The 19,989-nt window shown below is 64.8% G+C and carries 20 protein-coding genes; 10 read left to right on the top strand and 10 right to left on the bottom strand.

Going from position 1 to position 19,989, the window contains the following annotated elements; genetic code table 11:
• Positions 1–79: 79 nt before the first annotated feature.
• The 4 genes from guaA to ACDC67_RS02465 form a co-directional block, all read right to left on the bottom strand.
• Positions 80–1,648, bottom strand: coding sequence for a glutamine-hydrolyzing GMP synthase (guaA, locus tag ACDC67_RS02480; protein WP_376690297.1), 1,569 nt, complete (start codon positions 1,646–1,648; stop codon positions 80–82).
• 179 nt (positions 1,649–1,827) lie between these two features.
• Positions 1,828–2,028, bottom strand: a complete 201-nt coding sequence (locus ACDC67_RS02475; RefSeq protein ID WP_376690295.1) for a hypothetical protein — start codon at positions 2,026–2,028, stop codon at positions 1,828–1,830.
• A 38-nt stretch (positions 2,029–2,066) separates the two neighbouring features.
• The gene (gene guaB, locus ACDC67_RS02470) at positions 2,067–3,524 is read right to left on the bottom strand and encodes an IMP dehydrogenase (RefSeq protein ID WP_376690294.1); all 1,458 of its coding nucleotides are present in this window, start codon (positions 3,522–3,524) and stop codon (positions 2,067–2,069) included.
• 199 nt (positions 3,525–3,723) lie between these two features.
• Entirely contained in the window at positions 3,724–4,083 is a 360-nt protein-coding gene (locus ACDC67_RS02465) for a HesB/IscA family protein (protein ID WP_376690293.1), read from the bottom strand.
• Positions 4,084–4,118: 35 nt separating this feature from the next.
• On the opposite strand from ACDC67_RS02465, the gene asnS reads away from it, so the two are divergent.
• Positions 4,119–5,540, top strand: a complete 1,422-nt coding sequence (gene asnS, locus ACDC67_RS02460; RefSeq protein WP_459117366.1) for an asparagine--tRNA ligase — start codon at positions 4,119–4,121, stop codon at positions 5,538–5,540.
• Here the strand turns inward: asnS and ACDC67_RS02455 are convergent.
• Complete coding sequence (locus tag ACDC67_RS02455) at positions 5,537–6,439, bottom strand: AEC family transporter (protein WP_376690292.1); 903 nt, start codon at positions 6,437–6,439, stop codon at positions 5,537–5,539. The two genes, asnS and ACDC67_RS02455, sit on opposite strands and share 4 nt — an antisense overlap.
• Positions 6,440–6,567: 128 nt before the next feature.
• Between ACDC67_RS02455 and ACDC67_RS02450 the strand changes: the two genes are divergently transcribed.
• Complete coding sequence (locus ACDC67_RS02450) at positions 6,568–7,317, top strand: hypothetical protein (RefSeq protein WP_376690291.1); 750 nt, start codon at positions 6,568–6,570, stop codon at positions 7,315–7,317.
• A 62-nt stretch (positions 7,318–7,379) separates the two neighbouring features.
• On the opposite strand, the gene ACDC67_RS02445 is transcribed toward ACDC67_RS02450, so the two are convergent.
• Together ACDC67_RS02445 and katG are read right to left on the bottom strand one after the other, a co-directional pair.
• Positions 7,380–10,214 (bottom strand): AraC family transcriptional regulator, encoded by a 2,835-nt coding sequence (locus tag ACDC67_RS02445; protein WP_376690290.1) that lies wholly within the window; start codon positions 10,212–10,214, stop codon positions 7,380–7,382.
• 548 nt (positions 10,215–10,762) lie between these two features.
• Positions 10,763–12,955, bottom strand: a complete 2,193-nt coding sequence (katG, locus tag ACDC67_RS02440) for a catalase/peroxidase HPI (RefSeq protein ID WP_376690288.1) — start codon at positions 12,953–12,955, stop codon at positions 10,763–10,765.
• Between the two features lie 183 nt (positions 12,956–13,138).
• Here katG and ACDC67_RS02435 point away from each other — a divergent pair, with 183 nt between their 5' ends.
• Positions 13,139–14,182: an alpha/beta fold hydrolase gene (locus tag ACDC67_RS02435; protein ID WP_376690287.1), complete on the top strand. Its 1,044-nt coding sequence runs from the start codon at positions 13,139–13,141 to the stop codon at positions 14,180–14,182.
• A 55-nt stretch (positions 14,183–14,237) separates the two neighbouring features.
• Entirely contained in the window at positions 14,238–15,407 is a 1,170-nt protein-coding gene (locus ACDC67_RS02430; RefSeq protein WP_376690285.1) for a choice-of-anchor D domain-containing protein, read from the top strand.
• A 7-nt stretch (positions 15,408–15,414) separates the two neighbouring features.
• On the opposite strand, the gene ACDC67_RS02425 is transcribed toward ACDC67_RS02430, so the two are convergent.
• Together ACDC67_RS02425 and ACDC67_RS02420 are read right to left on the bottom strand one after the other, a co-directional pair.
• Positions 15,415–15,828 (bottom strand): ArsI/CadI family heavy metal resistance metalloenzyme, encoded by a 414-nt coding sequence (locus ACDC67_RS02425; RefSeq protein WP_376690283.1) that lies wholly within the window; start codon positions 15,826–15,828, stop codon positions 15,415–15,417.
• A gap of 74 nt (positions 15,829–15,902) precedes the next feature.
• The gene (locus ACDC67_RS02420; protein WP_376690281.1) at positions 15,903–16,229 is read right to left on the bottom strand and encodes an ArsR/SmtB family transcription factor; all 327 of its coding nucleotides are present in this window, start codon (positions 16,227–16,229) and stop codon (positions 15,903–15,905) included.
• A gap of 118 nt (positions 16,230–16,347) precedes the next feature.
• Here ACDC67_RS02420 and ACDC67_RS02415 point away from each other — a divergent pair, with 118 nt between their 5' ends.
• From ACDC67_RS02415 to ACDC67_RS02400, 4 genes are all read left to right on the top strand, one after another.
• Positions 16,348–17,247 (top strand): DMT family transporter, encoded by a 900-nt coding sequence (locus ACDC67_RS02415; protein WP_376690279.1) that lies wholly within the window; start codon positions 16,348–16,350, stop codon positions 17,245–17,247.
• Positions 17,248–17,327: 80 nt separating this feature from the next.
• Complete coding sequence (locus tag ACDC67_RS02410) at positions 17,328–17,879, top strand: DUF1697 domain-containing protein (RefSeq protein WP_376690278.1); 552 nt, start codon at positions 17,328–17,330, stop codon at positions 17,877–17,879.
• 81 nt (positions 17,880–17,960) lie between these two features.
• Positions 17,961–18,203, top strand: a complete 243-nt coding sequence (locus ACDC67_RS02405) for a type II toxin-antitoxin system prevent-host-death family antitoxin (protein WP_376690276.1) — start codon at positions 17,961–17,963, stop codon at positions 18,201–18,203.
• Positions 18,200–18,637 (top strand): type II toxin-antitoxin system VapC family toxin, encoded by a 438-nt coding sequence (locus ACDC67_RS02400; protein WP_376690274.1) that lies wholly within the window; start codon positions 18,200–18,202, stop codon positions 18,635–18,637. Before ACDC67_RS02405 ends, ACDC67_RS02400 begins: the two co-directional genes overlap by 4 nt.
• Before the next feature lie 53 nt (positions 18,638–18,690).
• Here ACDC67_RS02400 and ACDC67_RS02395 read toward each other — a convergent pair whose 3' ends face one another.
• Positions 18,691–19,095 carry a DUF1801 domain-containing protein gene (locus ACDC67_RS02395; RefSeq protein WP_376690273.1) on the bottom strand — a complete coding sequence of 135 codons (405 nt, stop codon included), beginning with the start codon at positions 19,093–19,095 and terminating at the stop codon, positions 18,691–18,693.
• Between the two features lie 138 nt (positions 19,096–19,233).
• Between ACDC67_RS02395 and ACDC67_RS02390 the strand changes: the two genes are divergently transcribed.
• Positions 19,234–19,461 (top strand): antitoxin, encoded by a 228-nt coding sequence (locus ACDC67_RS02390; protein WP_376690271.1) that lies wholly within the window; start codon positions 19,234–19,236, stop codon positions 19,459–19,461.
• 1 nt (position 19,462) lies between these two features.
• Positions 19,463–19,921 carry a TA system VapC family ribonuclease toxin gene (locus tag ACDC67_RS02385; RefSeq protein ID WP_376690269.1) on the top strand — a complete coding sequence of 153 codons (459 nt, stop codon included), beginning with the start codon at positions 19,463–19,465 and terminating at the stop codon, positions 19,919–19,921.
• Positions 19,922–19,989: the final 68 nt, after the last annotated feature.

Below are 19,989 nucleotides of genomic sequence, written 5' to 3'. Positions count from 1 at the left end.
CGGCTGAGCGGTAATCGGCCCGCGGTTTTGACCGAGCAGCAACATCGAGCAGGCTCTCATGGTCGCGCTCCGACGCACGTCACTCCCACTCGATCGTCGCTGGCGGCTTGCCCGAGATGTCGTAGACCACGCGCGAGACACCGTCGCACTCGTTGATAATCCGACGCGAGACGTGGTCGAGAAAGTCGTGGTCCAGGTAAGCCCAGCGGGCGGTCATGAAGTCGATGGTCTCGACGGCCCTGAGCGCGATGACGTATTCGTAGCGGCGCGCGTCGCCCACCACGCCGACCGACTTGACCGGCAGGAACACGGCGAAGGCCTGGCTGACCTTGTCGTAGAGGCCGGCGGACCGTAGTTCCGAGATAAAGATATGGTCGGCCTTCTGCAGCGGTTCGACGAACTCGGGCTTGACCTCGCCCAGGATGCGCACACCCAGGCCCGGCCCCGGGAAAGGATGGCGCATGACCAGCGATTTTGGCAGGCCCAGCTCGACGCCGATCTTGCGCACTTCATCCTTGAACAGCTCGCGTAGCGGCTCGACCAGCTTGAGGTTCATGTCCTCGGGCAGGCCGCCGACGTTGTGGTGCGACTTGATCACCTTGGCCTTGCCGGTCTTGGCGCCGGCCGACTCGATCACGTCGGGGTAGATCGTGCCCTGCGCCAGCCAGCCGGCTTCCTGGTGGCCCTTGGCGGCGGCATCGAAGACCTTGATGAACTCACCACCAATAATCTTGCGCTTTTCTTCCGGGTCGGCCACGCCGGCGAGCGCGTTCATGAACTGGTCGCGGGCGTCGACGCGCTCGACGCGCACACCCAGGTGCTCGGCGAAGATGGCCATGACCTCGTCGCCTTCCTGGAAGCGCAGCAGGCCGGTGTCGACGAAGATGCACAGCAGCTGGTCGCCGATGGCCTGGTGCAGCAGCGCGGCGACCACGGATGAATCCACGCCGCCGGACAGGCCCAGCAACACGGTGTCCTTACCGACCTGCTCGCGCACCCGCTCGATCTGGTCGTCGATGATCGCCTCGGTGGTCCAGGTGGCCTCGCAGCCGCAGATATCGTGCACGAAGCGCTCGAGAATACGCCGGCCCTGGCTGGTGTGGGTCACTTCCGGGTGGAACTGCAGGCCGTAGAGGCGCTGGCCTTCGTTGGCCATGCCGGCAATCGGTGCTGACGGCGTGGTACAGGTCGTCACGAAGCCGTCCGGCAGGCCGCTGACCTTGTCGCCATGGCTCATCCAGACCTCGAGCAGGCCCTGGCCGTCGGCCACACGATCCTCGATACCGGCAAACAGCCTGCCCGGCTCGCTCAGCGCCACCTCGGCATAGCCGAACTCCTTTTCATCGGACGGGCTGACCGCGCCGCCGAAATGCGCGGCCATCGCCTGCATGCCGTAACAGATGCCCAGCACCGGCACGCCCAGGTCGAAAACCAGCGGCGAAATACGCGGGCTGTCCTCGTAGGCGACCGATTCGGGTCCGCCGGAGAGAATCACGCCGCTGGCGCCGAAATCCCGAATGGCCTCGTCACCCACGTCATAGGGCATGATCTCGGAAAACACCCCGATCTCGCGCACCCTGCGGGCGATCAGCTGGGTGTACTGCGAGCCGAAGTCGAGAATCAGGATGCGGTGAGAGTGAATATCCATATTTTGCCCACAGATGAACACAGATAAACGCAGATAAGCACTAACTCCGCTTGATCAGCGCGTCGTAGTCGGCATGTGAGCCAACCCAGAACCAGAGAACGCCGTCTGAAACATCGACACCCAGTGCGCGATACGCCAATCCAAAAGGCAGGTCCAGAATCGTAAAGATGCAAAGTGCCTCACAATTCCCGCGAATTGCCCTTCTTGTACTCGGCAACCGCCTCCGCGGCCATGTCGTCCAGCCCGCCGGCTTTGGAGTCGGCCTGAATCTGACGATCCCAGCAGCGTTCGTCGAATTCGAGGTACCACTCACGAAACTGGGCCAGTTCGGCCTCCGAAAGGTCTTTCACTTCTTCTTCAAGCCTGGTCACCTTGCTCATGCCGACGCATCCATTTTCTGAAACCTGAGACCTCAGGCTTATCCGAGCTTGTAATTCGGCGCTTCCTTGGTAATCGACACGTCATGGGCGTGCGACTCGCGCACGCCGTTGGCCGAGATGCGCACGAATCGCGGCCGGGTTCGCATCTCTTCGATGGTTGCGCAGCCGACGTAGCCCATGGCCGAGCGCACGCCGCCCATGAGCTGGTGCACCACCGTGCCGATCGGGCCCTTGTAGGGCACGCGGCCCTCAATGCCTTCGGGCACGAGCTTGTCGATGTCGGCCTCGGCCTGGAAGTAGCGGTCTTTCGAGCCCATCTCCATGGCGCCGAGCGAACCCATGCCGCGGTAGCTCTTGTACGAGCGACCCTGGTAGAGCTCAACTTCGCCGGGGGCCTCTTCCGTGCCGGCGAGCAGGCTGCCGATCATCACCGTCGATGCCCCGGCGGCCAGTGCCTTGGCCACATCGCCGGAGAAGCGGATGCCGCCGTCGGCAATTACCGGTACGTCATGCTTCATCAGTGCTTCGGAGGCAGCCGCCACCGCGCTGACCTGCGGCACGCCGATGCCGGCGACCACGCGCGTGGTGCAGATCGAGCCCGGCCCCTGCCCGATCTTGACCGCGTCGGCGCCGGCCTCGGCCAGATCGCGCGCACCGTCGGAAGTCGACACATTGCCGCCGATGACCTGAACGTCCGGGTAGTGCTTCTTGACCCACTTGACGCGATCGAGCACGCCCTTGGAGTGACCGTGCGCCGTGTCGACAACGACGATATCGATGCCGGCGGCAACCAGCGCCTGGATGCGGTCCTCGGTGTCGCCCCCGGTACCGACCGCGGCGCCGACCAGCAGCTGCTCGGCCGAATCCTTGGCGGCGTTGGGGAAATCACGCGATTTCTGGATGTCCTTGACGGTGATCAGGCCCTTGAGCTCGAAGTTGCCGTTGACGACCAGCACCTTCTCGATGCGGTGCTTGTGCAGCAGCTCGAGCACCTCGTCCTGACTGGCCCCTTCCTGGACGGTGATCAGCTTGTCCTTGCGGGTCATGATGTTGCGCACGGGATCGTCGAGCTTGCGCTCGAAACGCATGTCGCGGCTGGTGACGATGCCGACCAGTTCGTTGCCGTCGACCACCGGCACGCCCGAGATGTTGTGCCGGCGCGTGAGCTCGATGACCTCGCGGATGGTGGTCTGGGGGTCGACCGTGAAGGGATCCTTGATCACCCCGGCCTCGTACTTCTTGACCACGCGCACGTGGTCGGCCTGGCGCTCGATCGACATGTTTTTGTGGATCACGCCCACACCGCCAGCCTGGGCCATGGCGATGGCCAGGCGCGCCTCGGTGACGGTGTCCATGGCCGCCGAAAGCAGGGGAATGTTGAGCTTCAGATCACGCGTGACCCGGGTGGACAGATCGACGTCCTTGGGCAGAACCTCGGTGTAGTCCGGAACCAGTGAAACGTCGTCAAAAGTCAGGGCTTCTTCGATCAAACGCATAATTGGCGGGCTCCGGCTGGTAAATCCGCCCATTTTAGCGCGCTTGGCTTACGGTAGGCAATTCGCGGATCAAATTCGAAATTCGAAGCACCAAACTCGAAACAAACCACTGGCCCGGAGGCCCAGCCCCGTTTGGGTTTTCGGATTCCGAGTTTGTTTCGGATTTCGGGTTTCGAATTTAGGATTTCCGTCGGCGGGATCACCCGCCCACGGTAAAGCTCTCTCCACACCCACACTCACCCGTCACGTTGGGATTGCGGAACCGAAACTCCCGCACCAGGCCCTCGTTGACGAAATCGACCGTGGTGCCGGCGACCATGGGCATGGCCTTGTCCGAGACGACGACTTTCAGGCCGTCCTGCTCGAAAACGTGGTCGGAATCGCCCACTTCGTGCGCCAGGCCGACGTCGTAGGCGTAGCCCGAGCAGCCGGTTCGGCGGATATCGATGCGCAGTCCCACGCCGCCGTCGCGCTCGAGGAACTCGCGCACGCGCCCGATGGCCGATTCCGTGAGAAGAATGCCGCTTTCGCTCGCGTTTTCTTGGGTTGCCGTTGCCATGTTGGGTATTATTGCGGCTCGCTCCATGTCTTTCAATGAAAAAGGTTCTCAACACCATGCAGACTGCCAGCATCAAACAGGTGCTCGGCGGCGAAATCGCCGTCGGATCCGAGGTGACCGTCCAGGGCTGGGTGCGCACCCGCCGTGACTCCAAGGCCGGATTTTCCTTCATCCACCTCAACGACGGCTCGACCCAGGGCAATCTGCAGCTGGTGGCCAACCAGGATCTGCCCAATTACGAGGAAGAAATCCGCCATCTGACCTCGGGCTGCTCGCTGAGCTGCCGCGGCACCGTGGTCGAATCCAAGGGCCGCGGCCAGAGCGTCGAGATCCAGGCCGCCGAGATCGACGTGGTCGGCTGGGTCGAGGACCCCGACACCTACCCCGTCCAGCCCAAGAAGCACAGCTTCGAATTCCTGCGCACCGTCGCCCACCTGCGCCCGCGCACCAACACCTTCGGCGCGGTCACCCGCGTGCGCCATGCCGCCATGCAGGCCATCCACGAGTTCTTCGACAGCCGCGGCTACTACTGGATCAACACGCCCATCGTCACCTCCTCGGACGCCGAGGGCGCCGGCCAGCTCTTCCGCGTCTCGACCCTGGATTTGATGAACCTGCCCAAGGACGACGACGGCAAGATCGACTTCCGCGAGGACTTCTTCGGCCGCGAGGCCTTCCTGACGGTTTCGGGCCAGCTCAACGTCGAGGCCTACTGCCTGGCCATGAGCAAAGTCTACACCTTCGGCCCGACCTTCCGCGCGGAAAACTCCAACACCGCCCGCCACCTGGCCGAGTTCTGGATGGTCGAGCCCGAGATCGCCTTTGCCGACCTCGACGACCTGGCCGACCTGTCCGAGGACTTTCTCAAGGCCATATTCAGCCGCGTGCTCGATCGCTGCGGCGAGGACATGGCCTTTTTTGCCGAGCGCATCGAGCCCGAGGCGGTCACCCGCCTGGAAACACTCGTCGAAACCGATTTCGTCCAGATGGACTACGCCGAGGCCATCGACATCCTCAAGGCCTCGGGCAAGAAGTTCGAATACCCGGCCGAATGGGGCCTGGACCTGCAGACCGAGCACGAACGCTTTCTGACCGAGCAGCACTGCAAGGCGCCGGTGGTAGTCAAGAACTACCCCGACGAGATCAAGGCTTTCTACATGCGCCTGAACGACGACGGCAAGACCGCCGCGGCGATGGACGTGCTCGCCCCCGGCATCGGCGAGATCATCGGCGGCTCGCAGCGCGAGGAGCGCCTGGACGTGCTCAAGCGCCGCATGGCCGAACACGGCCTGGATGCCGAGACCTACAGCTGGTACGTGGACCTGCGCCGATACGGCACGGTGCCGCACGCCGGCTTCGGCCTGGGCTTCGAGCGCCTGCTCAACTACATCACGGGGCTGACCAACATCCGCGACGTCATCCCCTACCCGCGCACGCCGGGTCACGCGCCGTTCTAGAACACCCATCCTGCAAGGAAATACCACAGCGGGACGGTCACGGCCGACAGCAACACGCCCCAGGCGACCAGCGCGGAAGCCAGCGGTGGCGCCAGGCGGGCCGAGGACAGCAGGGCCGCGGCGGTGATCATCGGCGGCATCGAGGCTTCCATCAGGGCCACCCTGGCAATATCCGGCTGGGTATCGAGCAGCAGGATCAGCCCCAGCGCCACGGCCGGCAGAATGACCAGCTTGCTCGCCAGGCCGATGAACAACGGGCGGCGATATTCGGACACCAGGCGCAGGTGCAGGCTCATGCCGATGGCGAGCGTCACCAGCGGCAGAAGCATGTCGGCGAAATTGTTTGCCAGGTCCATCAGCCAGTCCGGGAACCAGGCGTTGCCCAGCAGCAGTGCGCCGACCAGGGCGATGAAGGGCGGGAAAGTGACGATCCGTTTCGCCATGTCGCCAAAGGCCGGCCGCTGCCCGGTGCCGAACCAGGCCAGCACGAACAAGGCGTGCGTGCACACGATCAGAAACGACCCAAACTGGTCGTAGACCACCGCGTAACGCACCTGGTCCTCGCCCAGCAGCGCCTCGACCAGCGGAAAGCCCAGAAACGACGTATTGCCCAGCGGCAGCAGCAGCAAGAGCACGGCCACCGCCTCGCGCCGCAAATCCAACCAACGCGCCAGCAGCAGCACCATGGCGACGCTGACCCCCAGCAAGGCCCAGGGCACGATCACCAGCGGCAGCAGCGCCGTGCTGGCTTCCAGGGTCGGTACGTGGATAAAGATCAGCGCCGGCAGGCACAGCATGATCACCACGCGGTTGAGCACTTCCGGCGCGCTGGCGGGAAACGCCGGCGCCAGGAGCCGCCCGACCACGATCAGGGAGATGATGACGAAATAGGCCGACATGGGAGCAAATCATACGGTAGATTCGGGTATGAAACCGCGCCCCGGATTGCCTGAAAGCCTTTCGACAGGTATTGCCCAAACGGTTTTGCTCGACTGTCTCCTCCTGCCACCCCTAGGGAGTATTCGACATGAGAGCAATACTTGTTACCGCCTGCTGTAGCGTCCTGGCCACCAGCCCGGTCTGGGCCGACGACCACGATGATCAAGCCGAAGACTGGGTCCAGCGCATTTACATGGAACACGTCAAGAGCGATCAGCACGATGCCTACAAGGAAGTCGTCGCCGATTGGAACGATTGCATCAGGGAAGCCGACGACAGCGCCGAGTGGACCGTCTACAAGGCAGAAACCGGCGATGTGGACCGCTACGCATTCGTGCTCAACCAGCAACGCTGGGCCGAGTTTGACGAGGACACTCCCGAGCTCGACGCATGCTACGAGCAGTTCAAGGAGCGCTACCACGCCGCTGTCGAAAAGGTCTACGCCACCTTCGATGTCTATCTGGGCGAGCACAGCCATCACGTCGACGACGACACCGATCGCAAGATTGCCTGGGTGACGGCCTTCGAGCTCGACGATTCGAGAGCATTCCTCGAGAACGTCAAGAAGTACGCCGAAGCTGCCGCCGAGAAGGACTGGCACGAACCCTTCTACTTCTACTCATCCATCGGCGGTGAGCACAACAGCGGTATTTACGTCGTCTCGCCTGCCGCGAGCTTCGCGGAGTTCGACGGCGACAACGGCTTCTGGAAAATGCTCGAAGAGCACTTCGGCGAGGAGGAATTCAACAAGATGCGCGAAATCGACCGGGAAGCGATCACCAGCTACTACGCCGACATCTGGGTGCGCAACGACGACCTCAGCCATATGAAGGATTGAGGCGAAGGCGGACCGGAATCCCCGGCGCCCGCGCGGCGCCGGGGTCGAGGAAGCGTGTCCGCTCAGCCCGCGGTCTGAGAGGGCGACTCGCCGAAATGGCTGCGGTAGGCGCGGCTGAACCCCGACACGCTCGAAAAGCCGACCGCGAAGGCGACGTTCGAGACGCTCGCCCCCTGCTCGTGCAGCATCTGGCGGGCGATGCCCAGGCGCACGTCGCGGATGAACTCGCCCGGCGAGCGGCCGGTTTGCTCGACCAGGCGGCGATGCAGCTTGCTGCGCGACATGAACAGCGATTCGGCCAGCTTCTCCACCGAAAGGCTGCCGTGCTGAACGTTGTTCTCGACCCAGGCGCGCACCTCGTCGGCAAGCAGCGACGCTTCGCCGGGCGATGAATCGACCGGTCGCCGCGCCTCGCCGCCGTTCGTCGCCGACGCGTCGGCCGACAGGGCGCTTTCGGCGCGGCGTTGCTGACGCATGGCCTCGACGGTCCGACGCTCGACTTCGCGGTGCAGGTACTGCTGGAGCCGAATCGCCGCGCGGCGGCGACGCATCAACCAGAGCGCGATCAGGGCAACCAACGCAAGCGCCAGCGCGAATCGAACGTCCTTACGCTCGTGAAACAGGGCCGGCACGTCGATCGTCATGCCGGCCACCGGGCCCGAGAGACCGCTGTCGGCATCGACGGCCGCGATCTCGAGTTCGTGCCGTCCCGGGCGCACATCATCGAAAGTCAGATTGCGGTCCGCGCCGAGTTCCACCCACGGGCCGCGGTTCATCCGATAACGGAAGTAGGTCTGCCCCGTCAGCCCCGGCTTGATGCCGGTAAACCGAAGCGAGAACACGCGTTCCCCCAGGGGGACTTGCACCGTCCCATCGGCCGGCAGATCGCTGCCGTCCGGCAGCCGGACTTGCTCCAGCACAACCCGCGGCACACCCTCGAGATCCCGCACATTGTCCGGATCGAACACGACGATTCCGCCCTGCCCCGGAAACGCCAGGCGCCCGTCATCCAGGCGGATGCCGGCATTCTGGACCCCACCGTTGCCCTCGCGGTCGGGCAGCCCGTCTCTTTCGGTATAGACGCGGGGATAGACGCGGCTCGACCGGCCGTCCAGCACACGCTCCAGGGCCCGCCGATCGACCCGGAAGACGCCCATGTTGCTGTTGAACCAGAACCGCCCCTGATCATCGGCCAGCAAACGGTGGAGGCTGTTGGAGTACAGGCCTTCGCTTTCACCCATGCAGGTGAACACCAGTCCCGATTCGGTCTCGGGCCGGTCGGAGCGGCACAGTCCGCTGTCGGCGGTCACCACCCACAGTCGCCCCGCCGCGTCTTCGTGCAGATCGCGAATTCGGTTGCTGGAAAGCCCCTCGGCCGATCCCAGGGCGACGACGTCGCCGCTGGCCGAGCGGCGACGCAGACCGCTGGAATCGGTGCCGAACCAGAGGTTGCCGCTACCGGCCTGCATGATCACCTGCGCCTGCACCCGGTCGGGCAGGGCCAGCGCCGGCTGCATGTTCTGCCATCGCCCCTCGAAGCGCCGCCACAAGCCGGCCTGGCTGCCCACCCAGAGCCCGCCGCGCGCATCCTCGAAGATGCTCCTGACCAGGCTCTTGCGCAAAACCCGCGGCAGCCGGGAGGGCGTTACGCAACCGGCGGCCCCCATCCGGCACACGCCGCCCTTGCCGACCCAGACCGCGCCATCGCCGTCGGTCGCCACCGTGCCCACCACCTGACCCGACGAGCCGGCCTCGTGCAGCATGCTGACCTGCCCGTCCCGGATTTCGGCGACCAGGCCCGCCCCGACGCTCGCCCAGACCCGACCCGCATCGTCCTCCACCAAACCGTAGACCGGCCCATCGGGCAGGCCGCGATGCTCGGATATCGTTTCGAACTGCCGCTGCCTGAGCCGCCACAGCCCGTCGCAAAGCGTGGCCAGCCAGACCCCGCCGACGGCATCGAATTCGAAGTCGCGAATCGGACAGGAAGCGCGCACCACGGATTCTCCGTCGCGCAACAGCTCGTTCTGGCGCACCCGCCATTCCGAACCCTGCGGCCCGGCAGCGACAAGCCGCACGTAGCCGCCGATCGGGCCGGCGTTGTCGACCCGCCAGCGTCCGTCCGAGAGGCGATAGCTTCGATCGTAGGCCTGCGCGATCACGTCCCCACCGGGCGCCAGCTCCAGGTCGTTGATCGTTTCACCCATGAAGCCATGCAGCATTTCAGCCCGGCCGTCGACGATCGTCGCCAGGCCGCCCGCGCCGCCGGCCCAGAGGACACCATCGTCGTCGACCAGCAGCGCCCGGACATCGGCCAGCGCAAGTCCCGCGGCGGCATCCACGACCTGCCGCACGTCGACGCCTGACAGGCCCACGACCACCCCGGCGGCGGTTCCCGCCCAGATGCCGCCGTCGGCGGCATCGGCAAACGTCTGCACGGCGCGTCCGTCCAGGCTCCGGTGCCCGATGCTCTTGAAGCAGGACGGACCGCAGGCGCGGGCCAACCCCCGCTCCGTGCCGGCCCACAGGCGGTCGCGGCCGTCGAGATGCAGCTTGAGCGCGCGCTCGGCGGGAAGTCCCTGCGCGGTACCGGCCGCATGGAATCGGCGACCGTCGAAACTGGCCAGGGCGTACTGCTCGGTCAGCACCCAGATCAGGCCCGAGTCTTGCTGCACCAGGCGAGTGAGGCGGTTTCCCGGCAGTTGGTCATTGCTGGCGTTGAAAGTTCTGAACCGGTACCCGTCGAAGCGCACCAGTCCGTCGAAGGTCGCCAGCCACAGGTAACCCCGATTGCCGATATGCACATCGGTCGTGCCGTTGACCGGCAGCCCGTCCACGTTGGTCCAGCGATCGAGGAGATAGCCCTCGTCCAGCCAGTCGGGTTGTGCGACCGCCAAAGGCGATGCGCTAAACGCAGCGGCAAGCAGGAATGAGGCGAACAAGCGGGCGCATCCGGGAAGGCACCCAGGCCAAACAAGGGGCATGAAAAGCGACAGTCAGAAAGACAGCGCACAAGTCTAACGACAAAGCGTCGGACCCAGTTCACATCCCCGGGGAAAACCGCCCCGTGCAACTAACGATCGGCGCCGGCGCGTCCCTGAGAAATGACGACGACCCGCGGCCTGTCGCCGTAAGGGCTCCCCCCCGCATCCGCCGGAATGCCCGCCGGGACGGACGACCCGGCATCGGTTTCGCCGGCTCCGGGAGAACCCGCCGCCGGCCAGAGCGCAACCGCCATCGCCGCCAGCAAGTACAAGCTCGCACCGCGCTGTGCCATTCGTTTCCCCTGTTCGACTCGAATGTCCTACTGTGCGGTCTTCGGCGCAGGCTTGCTTGCTCGCAAGTTGCAGGCTGTTTGCCGATTGTTGCAAGCCCCCGGGGAAAGACAAAAAAAACCCCGGCGCCCAGGGGGAGCCGGGGTTGATTGCTGACGAATGTCGCCCGATCAGGCCAGGTCGAAACGGTCGGCGTTCATCACCTTGTTCCAGGCGTTGATGAAGTCCTGCACGAACTTCTCCCGGCCGTCTTCGCTGGCGTAGACCTCGGCCACCGCCCGCAACTGCGAGTTGGCGCCGAAGACCAGGTCGTTGCGCGTGGCGGTCCACTTGACCTCGCCGGTCTGACGGTCGCGGCCTTCGTAGATGCCTTCCCGATCGGTCTCCTTCACATCCGTGCTCATGTCGAGCAGGTTGACGAAGAAGTCGTTGGTCAGCTGACCCGGCCGGTCGGTCAGCACGCCGTGCGCGGTCTGATCGTGGTTGGCGCCCAGGGCGCGCATGCCGCCGACCAGTACGGTCATCTCCGGCGCAGTCAGGCCCAGCAGGTGGGCGCGATCGACCAGCAGTTCCTCGTGCGGACGGTCGTGACCGTGGCCGAGGTAGTTGCGGAAGCCGTCGGCCTTCGGTTCGAGCCATTCGAAGGAATCGACTTCGGTCTGCTCGTCGGTGGCGTCGGTGCGGCCCGGATGGAACGGCACCTTGGCGTCGAAGCCGGCGTCCCTGGCGGCCTTTTCGACCGCGGCAACACCGCCGAGCACGATCAGGTCGGCCAGCGAGACCTTCTTGTTGCCCGACTGGGCGTCGTTAAAGGCCTTCTGCACGCCCTCGATCGCATCGAGCCAGCCGCCGAGCTTCTCGGGCTGGTTGGCTTCCCAGTCCTTCTGCGGCGCCAGGCGAATGCGCGCGCCGTTGGCGCCGCCGCGCTTGTCGGTGTGCCGGAAGGTCGAGGCCGAAGCCCAGGCCAGGAAGGTCAGTTCGGACACCGACAGGCCAGAGTCGAGCAGCTTGCCCTTGAGTTCAGCAATGTCGGACTCGTCGATCAGTTCGTGGTCGACCTTCGGGACGGGATCCTGCCAGATCAATTCCTCGTCCGGCACTTCCGGGCCGAGGTAGCGATCGACCGGACCCATGTCGCGGTGCAGCAGCTTGAACCAGGCACGCGCGAAGGCGTCGGCGAACTCGTCCGGGTTCTTCCAGAAGTGCTCGGAGACCTTGCGGTAGTCCGGGTCGACCTTCAGCGCCAGGTCGGTGGTCAGCATCATCGGCGCGTGGGTTTCGTCGGGGTCGTGCGCGTCGGGGACGATGCCCTGCGCCTCCTCGTTGACGGGCCGCCACTGCCACGAATCACCCGGGCCCTTGTGCTTTTCCCATTCGAAGTTGAACAGGTTCTCGAAGAAGGTCATGTCCCACTTCGTCGGCGTCTGCGTCCAGGCGCCCTCGATGCCGCTGGTGATGGTGTGCTTACCCTTGCCGGTGCCGAAATCGTTCTTCCAGCCCAGGCCGCCTTGCTCGATCGGAGCGGCCTCGGGCTCCGGACCCAGGTGCGAATCCGGCGCGGCGCCGTGGCACTTGCCGAAGGTGTGTCCACCGGCGATCAGGGCGACGGTTTCGTAGTCGTTCATCGCCATGCGGCCGAAGCTCTGGCGAACATAGAAAGCCGCCTCGGCCGGATCCGGGTTGGCGTTGGGGCCCTCCGGGTTGACGTAGATCAGACCCATGTGGTCGGCGGCCAGGTCACCCATCAGTTCACCGTCTTCGCGGTGACGCTCGTTGCCCAGCCATTCGCTTTCGGGACCCCAGAACACGTCGCCTTCCGGCTCCCAGATATCCTCGCGGCCGCCGCCGAATCCGAAGGTCTTGAAGCCCATCGACTCGAGCGCGACGTTGCCGGTCAGGATCAACAGGTCGGACCAGGACAGCTGCTTGCCGTACTTCTGTTTGATCGGCCACAGCAGGCGGCGCGCCTTGTCCAGGTTGCCGTTGTCGGGCCAGCTGTTGAGCGGGGCGAACCGCTGGTTGCCGGTCGAACCGCCGCCGCGGCCGTCGGCCACGCGGTAGGTGCCGGCGGCGTGCCAGGTCATCCGGATGAACAGCGGGCCGTAATGGCCGTAGTCGGCCGGCCACCAGTCTTTCGACTCGGTCATCAGGGCGCGGATATCCTTCTTGACCGCATCGAGGTCGAGCTTCTTGAATTCCTCGGCGTAGTTGAATTCCCCGCCCATGGGATCGACCTTGGGCGAATTCTGATTGAGAATTCTCAGGTTCAGGCTTTCGGGCCACCAGGTCGAATTCGACAGGCTGCCGCTCGCGGTATGCCGGAACTTCGCCGGTGCAAACGGGCACTTTGCTTCGGTATCCATGTATCTCTCCTCCAGTGTCAGAAAATCTAGTACGCCCCGTCGCCAGCGCGACAGCGCTTCGCCGGGTTCAACCGTTCAATGTACCCTGATGATATCGACTCTGCACGTATTTATGAAATCAATTGTTGTCATGCCTGCCATAGGTTTTGATTATGGCTCGACCAGGCCGGCCGCGGCCGCGTCATGAAACGCCGGCTCTTGGTCGTAGTCGGTGTCGTTCTCGGGCTGTGGCTCGCCTGGGGCGCCTGGACGGAACGCTATCCGGAAGAAGAACGCGAGCTGCGCATCCAGGTGCAGGAACAGCTCTGGGACTGGTTTCCCGAGCAGATGAGCCCGGCCGAGCAAGCCACCGGTTTCTTCCGCCACGACCAGGCCGTGCAGCCGCCTGCCGACGTAGAAGTCGTCCTGGTCCACGGCGTGGACGAGCCCGGCGGCATCTGGTCTCAACTGCAGCAGCGGCTCGATACCGAGGGCATCGAACAGGTCGAGTTCCGCTACCCCAACGACCAGGCCGTCGACGCCAGCGCCGACGCGCTGGCAAGCGCCTGGCCCGGGCTGGCCTCGTCGCGGCGGGTCGTGCTGGTCGGTCACAGCATGGGCGGGCTGGTGATCCGCGATTTCGTCTCTCGCCATCGCCATCCCGTCGAGTCGGCACCGACGGTGGACGGCCCCGAAGTACGCGGGACAATCCTGATCGCCACGCCCAATCACGGCTCGGAGTGGGCGCGGCTGCGGGCCTGGCTGGAACTGCGCGAGTACGCCGCTGATCTGCCCGCAGGTGATTTCTCGCTGTTTGCCGCCCTGCGCGACGGCACGGGCGCGGCCAAGATCGACCTGCGCCCGGGCAGCGAGTACCTGCAGCAACTCAATGCCCGACCGTGGCCGGATACCGTTCCCATCCGGATCATCGGCGGACGCATCGCCGAACCGACCCCGGTGATGGAACGGGAACTCGCCGACCTGAGCCAGGAACTCGGGCTACCCGAACTGAAGAAGACCATCAGCGAGCTGTGGTCGCAAACCGGGCAGTCCATCGGCGACGGCGCCGTGGCGGTTGACTCACTGCCACTGCAAGAAGCGCCGCCGCCGATGGTCCTGCAGGCATCTCACCGCGGGCTGATCGCGCCCATGCCCTTCAGCGATCGAACCCCACCGGCGATTGCGCCGGTTATCGATTACCTGAACGAATGGCGCGATTCGCCAACTGCATCACGGACTCGGAATTGACGCGGTGCTAAAGTGATAGGCACTAAGTAGGGGGACCACTACGGAGTCGCCCCGAATGCATGTCAGTCCCCGCTTCACGTTGGCATCCATCGATCGCGCAGTCCGCGCCATGGTGCTGTCTACATTCCTGCTCGCCGGTGCCGCCCAGGCACAGCAGACCGGCGGCATCGTGACCCTCGAATCGGTCAGCGGCGCGCCGGGCAACACGGTTTCGGTCACGTTCGAATTCGACAACACAGACAACGCCGACTCGCTGGAGGCTCGCGCACGCATCCAGGGAATCGAAGCATTCAGCCAGGTCGACGTTTCCGATATGTGCGAATCGTCCACTGCCTTCTTCGCGAGCTGCCAACTCAACGACACAAACCGCATCGTCGTAGCAGTGGCCAACCTCACCGGAATGCCTATCGCCTCGTTTTCAGGCTCGATCGCCTTCACCATTGATCCGGCAACTCCGGACGGTACGGATGTTGCCCTGGAATGGGATGCCCCTGAGGATGAAGGTCGACCATTCACGCCATCCAAGGCCATCGACGGCCTGGTATCCGTCGAGGTCGACGGACCACTGATCTCGCTTGAGCCCGGCGCACTGGATTTCGGCGAGCTGGAAGCGGGCCAGACCAGCACGCCCCTGACCATCCAGGCCGTCAATTCCGGCAATGCCGACGGACTCATCATCGAGGGCGTTTCGACCGATATCACCGATTTCACCATCGCCGACAACGGCTGCGACCAAGTCACGTTGGCCGAGGGGCAGACCTGCTCGATCGAGGTGGTGTTCGCGCCCGAGTCCGACACAGAGCGCTCCGGCCAGCTTCTCGTCGCAACGAATGTCGGCACCCGCAGCGGTGAATTGACCGGCACCGGCATCGCTCCACGGCTGACGGCCGACCCCAAAGCCGGGGAAGTCGATTTCGGCCTGGTCGCGCCGGGCGACAACGCCTCGGTGTCGGGACAGTTCACCAACAGCGGAACGGCACCGCTCGACATCGAGTGCAACCTCGCCGCCGGCGCGGGCGAGTTCCAGACGCAACCCGACCCGCTGAGCTGGGCCGGGATTGCGCCGTCCGATGCGGTCGACTTCACCCTGGTCTTTGCACCGACCAGCGGCGAGCAGCAAAGCGCCGTACTGGACTGTCAGTCCAATGCCGTCGACCAGCCCCAGTTCCAGTACCTGCTGACCGCGCCGGGCATCTTCATCTTCACCGATCGCTTCGAGCCCTGAAGGCAGTCTACGCGCCGCAGCTGCATCCGCACCCGGCCGCTTCGGCGGCCGCGGCCTTTGCCGGCACGTCGCCCTTGACCACGAACACCTCCCAGCGATTGCCGTCCGGATCAGCCACCCAGACCTTGTCCTGGATGGCGTGGCAGCAGTCGGTGTCGGTTTCGGTAAACGTGCCCAGGCCGGCGGCCTTCAGGCGCTCGATCTCGGCGAAGACCGCGTCACGGCCTTCCACCTGCACACCCAGGTGCGAAACGCTGGACTGCCCCGCTTCGTTCAATGCCAGCTTCAGCGGCGGGTTGTCCAGATCGAAGTTGGCGTAACCGGGCCGCAGCTTGGCCGGCTCGGCCTGCAGGAAGTTGCGATAGAACGCCACGGCCGCGTCCAGGTTCTTCACGTCCAGAGAAATGTGGGTCTTGTTCATGACTTGCTCCTATATTTCCGCAATTATCGAATTAAAGGATCAAAAAAAGCCGCTGAAACAACCGAACACTCGGCCTAGCAACAGCGACCGGCCAGGTCCGAGTCCACCACCGCGTTGCGGCTGCAGCACTCGGAATAAAGAAAATCGAGTAGCGACTCCAGGGTATCCGCGCGCGCCGCGTAACGGATCCACTGGCTTTCGCGCAGGGAATTGACCAGGCCCACTTCGCGCAGCTTGTGCAGGTGATGCGACAAGGTCGAAGCGGGGATCCCCAGCTTTTCCTGGATCTCCCCGGCCGCCACCGCATCGGGATAAGCCGCCAGCAACAGGCGCATCACGTCCAGACGCGCACCCTGCCCCAGCGCGGCAAATACGGGCGCCAGGTCTTCTGCGGAACTCATTTGGGAAGCTGGTGATTTCATATTTCCAGAATACTCGAAATACCGGCCATGTCAAGCAATTCTTCGCGCACACGGTATCCTTTGGCGCTTCCGTGCCAGCCAGGCCTGTTTACGCAACATGAGCGATACCCCGCACGCTACCGCCGACGAACTCAAGGCCATGATCGAGCTCGTACTGCTAGGCGCCATCTGGGGCGGGTCGTTCCTGCTCATGCGCGTGGCCGCGCCGGAGTTCGGGCCCTTCGCCCTGGTCGAGATCCGGCTGGTGTTCGGCGCCCTGGTACTGCTGCCTTTCGTTTACCGCGCCCGCCATCGCCTGGCCGGGCGCTGGCGCGTGCTGTTCGCCATCGGCATGATCAACTCGGCCGTGCCGTTTACCCTGTTCGCCTGGGCGACCAAGATCGCCCCGGCGGGCATCAGCGCCATCGCCAACAGCATGACCGCCCTGTTCGCCGTGCTCTTCGCCGGATTAATGTTCGGCGAGAAGATCGGCACCCGCCGCGGCTTCGGCCTGGCCTCGGGCATCATCGGCGTGATCGTCATGGTCGGCATGCCGATGGCCGGCGTACCCGTCGGCTGGGCCGCGCTGGCAGCGACCACGGCCGCGGCCTGCTACGGCCTGGCCGGCAACCTGGTCAAGCGCCATCTCGCCGGCCTGCCGCCAATCGCACTCGGCGGCGCCACCCTGTCGTGCAGCGCCGTCGTACTGTCACCGATGGCCATCTGGCACTGGCCCGAACAGTCCATCAACGCCACCGTCTGGGCCAGCGCCATCACCCTCGGCGTGCTGTGCACCGGCATCGCCTACGCCTTCCTGTTCCGCCTGCTCGAGACCATCGGCCCCAGCCGCACCGCCACCGTCACCTACCTGGTGCCCCTGTTCGGCGTCGCCTGGGCCTGGCTGGTCCTGGCCGAACCCGTCACCCCCGGCATGATGATCGCCGGCGCCCTCATCCTGGGCGGCGTAGCCCTGAGCCAGTCCCGCCGCCCACCCCCGGTCATTCCACGCCAGGCGTGAAGCAAGCTTGGCAGAAGGCTGCGTTCCGGGTGATGATGGGACTTGGCTGAACCCGCTGGACTCGACCCGGAACCCGCACCATGAACGCGCAATCGCCCAATCGCTGGATCGCCCTGCTACGCGGCATCAACGTCGGCGGCCACAACAAGATCCCCATGGCCGAGCTGCGCAACATCTGCGCCGACATCGGCTGGCAGAACGTGGCCACCCACATCCAGAGCGGCAACATTCTGTTCAGTGCCGAAGGCAGCACCTCGGCGCTGGAGAAGCAGCTCGCCGGCGCTATCGCCTCGCATTTCGGTCACCGCGTGTCGGTGATCGTGCGCCCGGCCGCTGCCTGGCCGCTGTACATGGAACTCAATCCGTTTCGCGAAGCCTCGGCCTCCGAACCCAACCGCGTCATGCTGGGTTTGGCCGAGAAGCAATTGGCGCCCGACGCCGCGGAAAAACTCAGCGAGTACGCCGCCTCGGGCGAGACGATCGCGCAACGCACGGGCAGCCTATGGATCCACTACGCCTCCGGCCAGGCCGGCTCCAAGATCACCCCCGCCCTGCTCGACCGCCTGGCCGGCTCGCCGGTCACCACCCGCAACTGGCGCACGGTGCTCAAGATCAACGAGCTGATCGGCTGATCGCCCACAAAAACCTCCGGCTTGCACACCGCCTCTACCGCCCCGATAATATCTAGCCAATCTAGCTATTTTCAGTGACCCATGGACTGGAAACTCGCCGACGCCAAGAACAAGTTCAGCGAAGTGGTCACCCGCGCGCTGACCGAGGGGCCGCAACGCGTATCGCGACGTGACGATGCGGTCGTGATTCTCTCCGAATCCGATTACCAGCGCCTGACGGGCAAGCGCCCCGGCTTCGCTGCGTTCCTGCTCGGCAGCGGCCCGAGCCTGGAGGGCGTTGATTTAGCGCGAGACCGCGCGAGCGACCGCGACGTGCCGCTGTGAGAGTCCTGCTCGACACCTGCGTTCTATCGGAAATCCGGCATCCGCAGGGCGATCCGCGCGTACGTGCGGCCGTCAGGGAACACGCCGACGACGAACTGTTCCTGAGCGTGCTGACAATGGGAGAACTGGCCAAGGGCATCGCACTGCTCGAACCGGGCCGCCGCAAGAGCGAACTGGAAGCCTGGCTGTCCCAGCTGCACGCGCACTACGGCGACCGCATCCTGCCCATCGACAGCGAAACCAGCCTGATCTCGGGCGAAATCACCCCCGCCGCCCGCGCCAACGGCCGCAGCATCCCCGCCATCGACGGCCTGATCGCCGCCACCGCCCTGCGCCACGGCCTGGCCCTGATGACCCGCAACGTCGAAGACTTCGCGCCCACCGGCGTGCGAATCATCAACCCTTGGGCAGCCCCGGGAGTTCACGACGCCTGACCGGGAACCACCGGACTTTGGCTTGTCGCCCCGGCTCGCGGGTCGCGCGCCCGCTACTTCCAGGTAGCCTCCATCCGGGCCACCGACTCACGGATCAGCGTTTCCAACACCTCCGGATCGGCGTTCTCCAGCTTGGTCAGATAGAGACAGGACTTGCCGGTCTTGTGCTTGCCCAGCCGCTGCATCAGATCTTCGTACGGTTCGAACCCCGGCATGATGTAAATCGACAGTGCGCGCTTGCGCGGGGCAAACCCGGTCAGGAACCAGTCGCCCTCATGGCCGGATTCGTAGCGATAGTGATAATGGCCGTAGCCGATCATCGAAGAACTCCACAGCTCGGCCTCGAGCCCCGTGGCCCGATGAAAGATCTCGAGCAGCTGCTCGCACTCACCCCTGCGACGCTCATAGTCGAGACCGTCGACGTAGTCGCGCACTTCCTGGCTGACTGGTGCACTCATCGTGAACATCCCTGTGTAGAAAGCCCCTTGGTCGAGCCATGCTACGGGTTGGCCCCAACGACGCGCAACGCCCACGACGCGCGAGACCCTCATCCATGGAATTTGACATCATTTCTACATCACTGTAGTTTCGGCGCCATGGTACGCACCCAGATTCAACTCCCCGACGAGCTCTACCGCGAAGCCAAGCGGATTGCCGCCGAGCAGGAAATCAGCCTGGCGGAGGTGCTGCGCCGCGGCCTGGAGCACATGCAACGAATCTATCCGCCCGGACGCGGCGACGGCCCGTGGCAACCGCCCGCCCCCGACGCCCTGGGCGAGTTCCAGGCCCCGGAAGATTCCTGGCGCGAACTGGGCAACGCCTGACTTGCTCTCCATCGACACCAGCATCCTGCTCTACGCGCACAATCGCGACTGCCCCGAGCATCAGCCAGCGCGGGGCTTCATCACCGAATGCGCGGTACGCGACGATGTCGCCATCTGCGAACTCGTCCTGATGGAGCTCTACCAACTGCTGCGCAATCCCGCAGTGCTGAGCAAACCGTTGAGCGCACCGGACGCAGCCGGCATCTGCCGCGCCTGGCGCAGCAACCCGCGCTGGGCCCTGATCGAGAACGCGCCGGTCATGGACAAGGTATGGAACGTTGCGCAACACCCCGGTATCGCCCGACGAGCCGTGTTCGACGCACGCATCGCGCTGACCCTGCGCCACCACGGCATCACCGAATTCGCCACCCGCAACACCGCCGACTTCGAAGGCTTCGGCTTCACCCGCCTGATCAACCCCCTCGACGACAGCGATCACCAGATCCACGAGAGCACTTAACCGGCCATTCCCCCACCCGCCACGATGCTGGTAGTCTTTACCCCAGCATTTAGGGGAACCCGCACCAC

It is taken from the genome of Wenzhouxiangella indolica (assembly GCF_042310355.1).
In the GTDB taxonomy this organism is placed as follows: Bacteria; Pseudomonadota; Gammaproteobacteria; order Xanthomonadales; family Wenzhouxiangellaceae; genus Wenzhouxiangella.
The sequence above is the reverse complement of the archived record's forward strand: the minus strand, read 5'-3'. Positions and strand labels throughout refer to the sequence as shown.

Coding starts and splice junctions, on each gene's coding strand:
- ACDC67_RS02415 (WP_376690279.1), top strand. CDS start 16,348: ATGAGCGATACCCCGCACGCTACCGCCGACGAACTCAAGGCCATGATC.
- ACDC67_RS02395 (WP_376690273.1), bottom strand. CDS start 19,095: ATGAGTGCACCAGTCAGCCAGGAAGTGCGCGACTACGTCGACGGTCTC.
- ACDC67_RS02420 (WP_376690281.1), bottom strand. CDS start 16,229: ATGAGTTCCGCAGAAGACCTGGCGCCCGTATTTGCCGCGCTGGGGCAG.
- ACDC67_RS02455 (WP_376690292.1), bottom strand. CDS start 6,439: ATGTCGGCCTATTTCGTCATCATCTCCCTGATCGTGGTCGGGCGGCTC.
- ACDC67_RS02475 (WP_376690295.1), bottom strand. CDS start 2,028: ATGAGCAAGGTGACCAGGCTTGAAGAAGAAGTGAAAGACCTTTCGGAG.
- ACDC67_RS02450 (WP_376690291.1), top strand. CDS start 6,568: ATGAGAGCAATACTTGTTACCGCCTGCTGTAGCGTCCTGGCCACCAGC.
- ACDC67_RS02465 (WP_376690293.1), bottom strand. CDS start 4,083: ATGGCAACGGCAACCCAAGAAAACGCGAGCGAAAGCGGCATTCTTCTC.
- guaA (WP_376690297.1), bottom strand. CDS start 1,648: ATGGATATTCACTCTCACCGCATCCTGATTCTCGACTTCGGCTCGCAG.
- asnS (WP_459117366.1), top strand. CDS start 4,119: ATGAAAAAGGTTCTCAACACCATGCAGACTGCCAGCATCAAACAGGTG.
- ACDC67_RS02435 (WP_376690287.1), top strand. CDS start 13,139: ATGAAACGCCGGCTCTTGGTCGTAGTCGGTGTCGTTCTCGGGCTGTGG.
- ACDC67_RS02390 (WP_376690271.1), top strand. CDS start 19,234: ATGGTACGCACCCAGATTCAACTCCCCGACGAGCTCTACCGCGAAGCC.
- guaB (WP_376690294.1), bottom strand. CDS start 3,524: ATGCGTTTGATCGAAGAAGCCCTGACTTTTGACGACGTTTCACTGGTT.
- ACDC67_RS02405 (WP_376690276.1), top strand. CDS start 17,961: ATGGACTGGAAACTCGCCGACGCCAAGAACAAGTTCAGCGAAGTGGTC.
- ACDC67_RS02430 (WP_376690285.1), top strand. CDS start 14,238: ATGCATGTCAGTCCCCGCTTCACGTTGGCATCCATCGATCGCGCAGTC.
- ACDC67_RS02410 (WP_376690278.1), top strand. CDS start 17,328: ATGAACGCGCAATCGCCCAATCGCTGGATCGCCCTGCTACGCGGCATC.
- katG (WP_376690288.1), bottom strand. CDS start 12,955: ATGGATACCGAAGCAAAGTGCCCGTTTGCACCGGCGAAGTTCCGGCAT.
- ACDC67_RS02425 (WP_376690283.1), bottom strand. CDS start 15,828: ATGAACAAGACCCACATTTCTCTGGACGTGAAGAACCTGGACGCGGCC.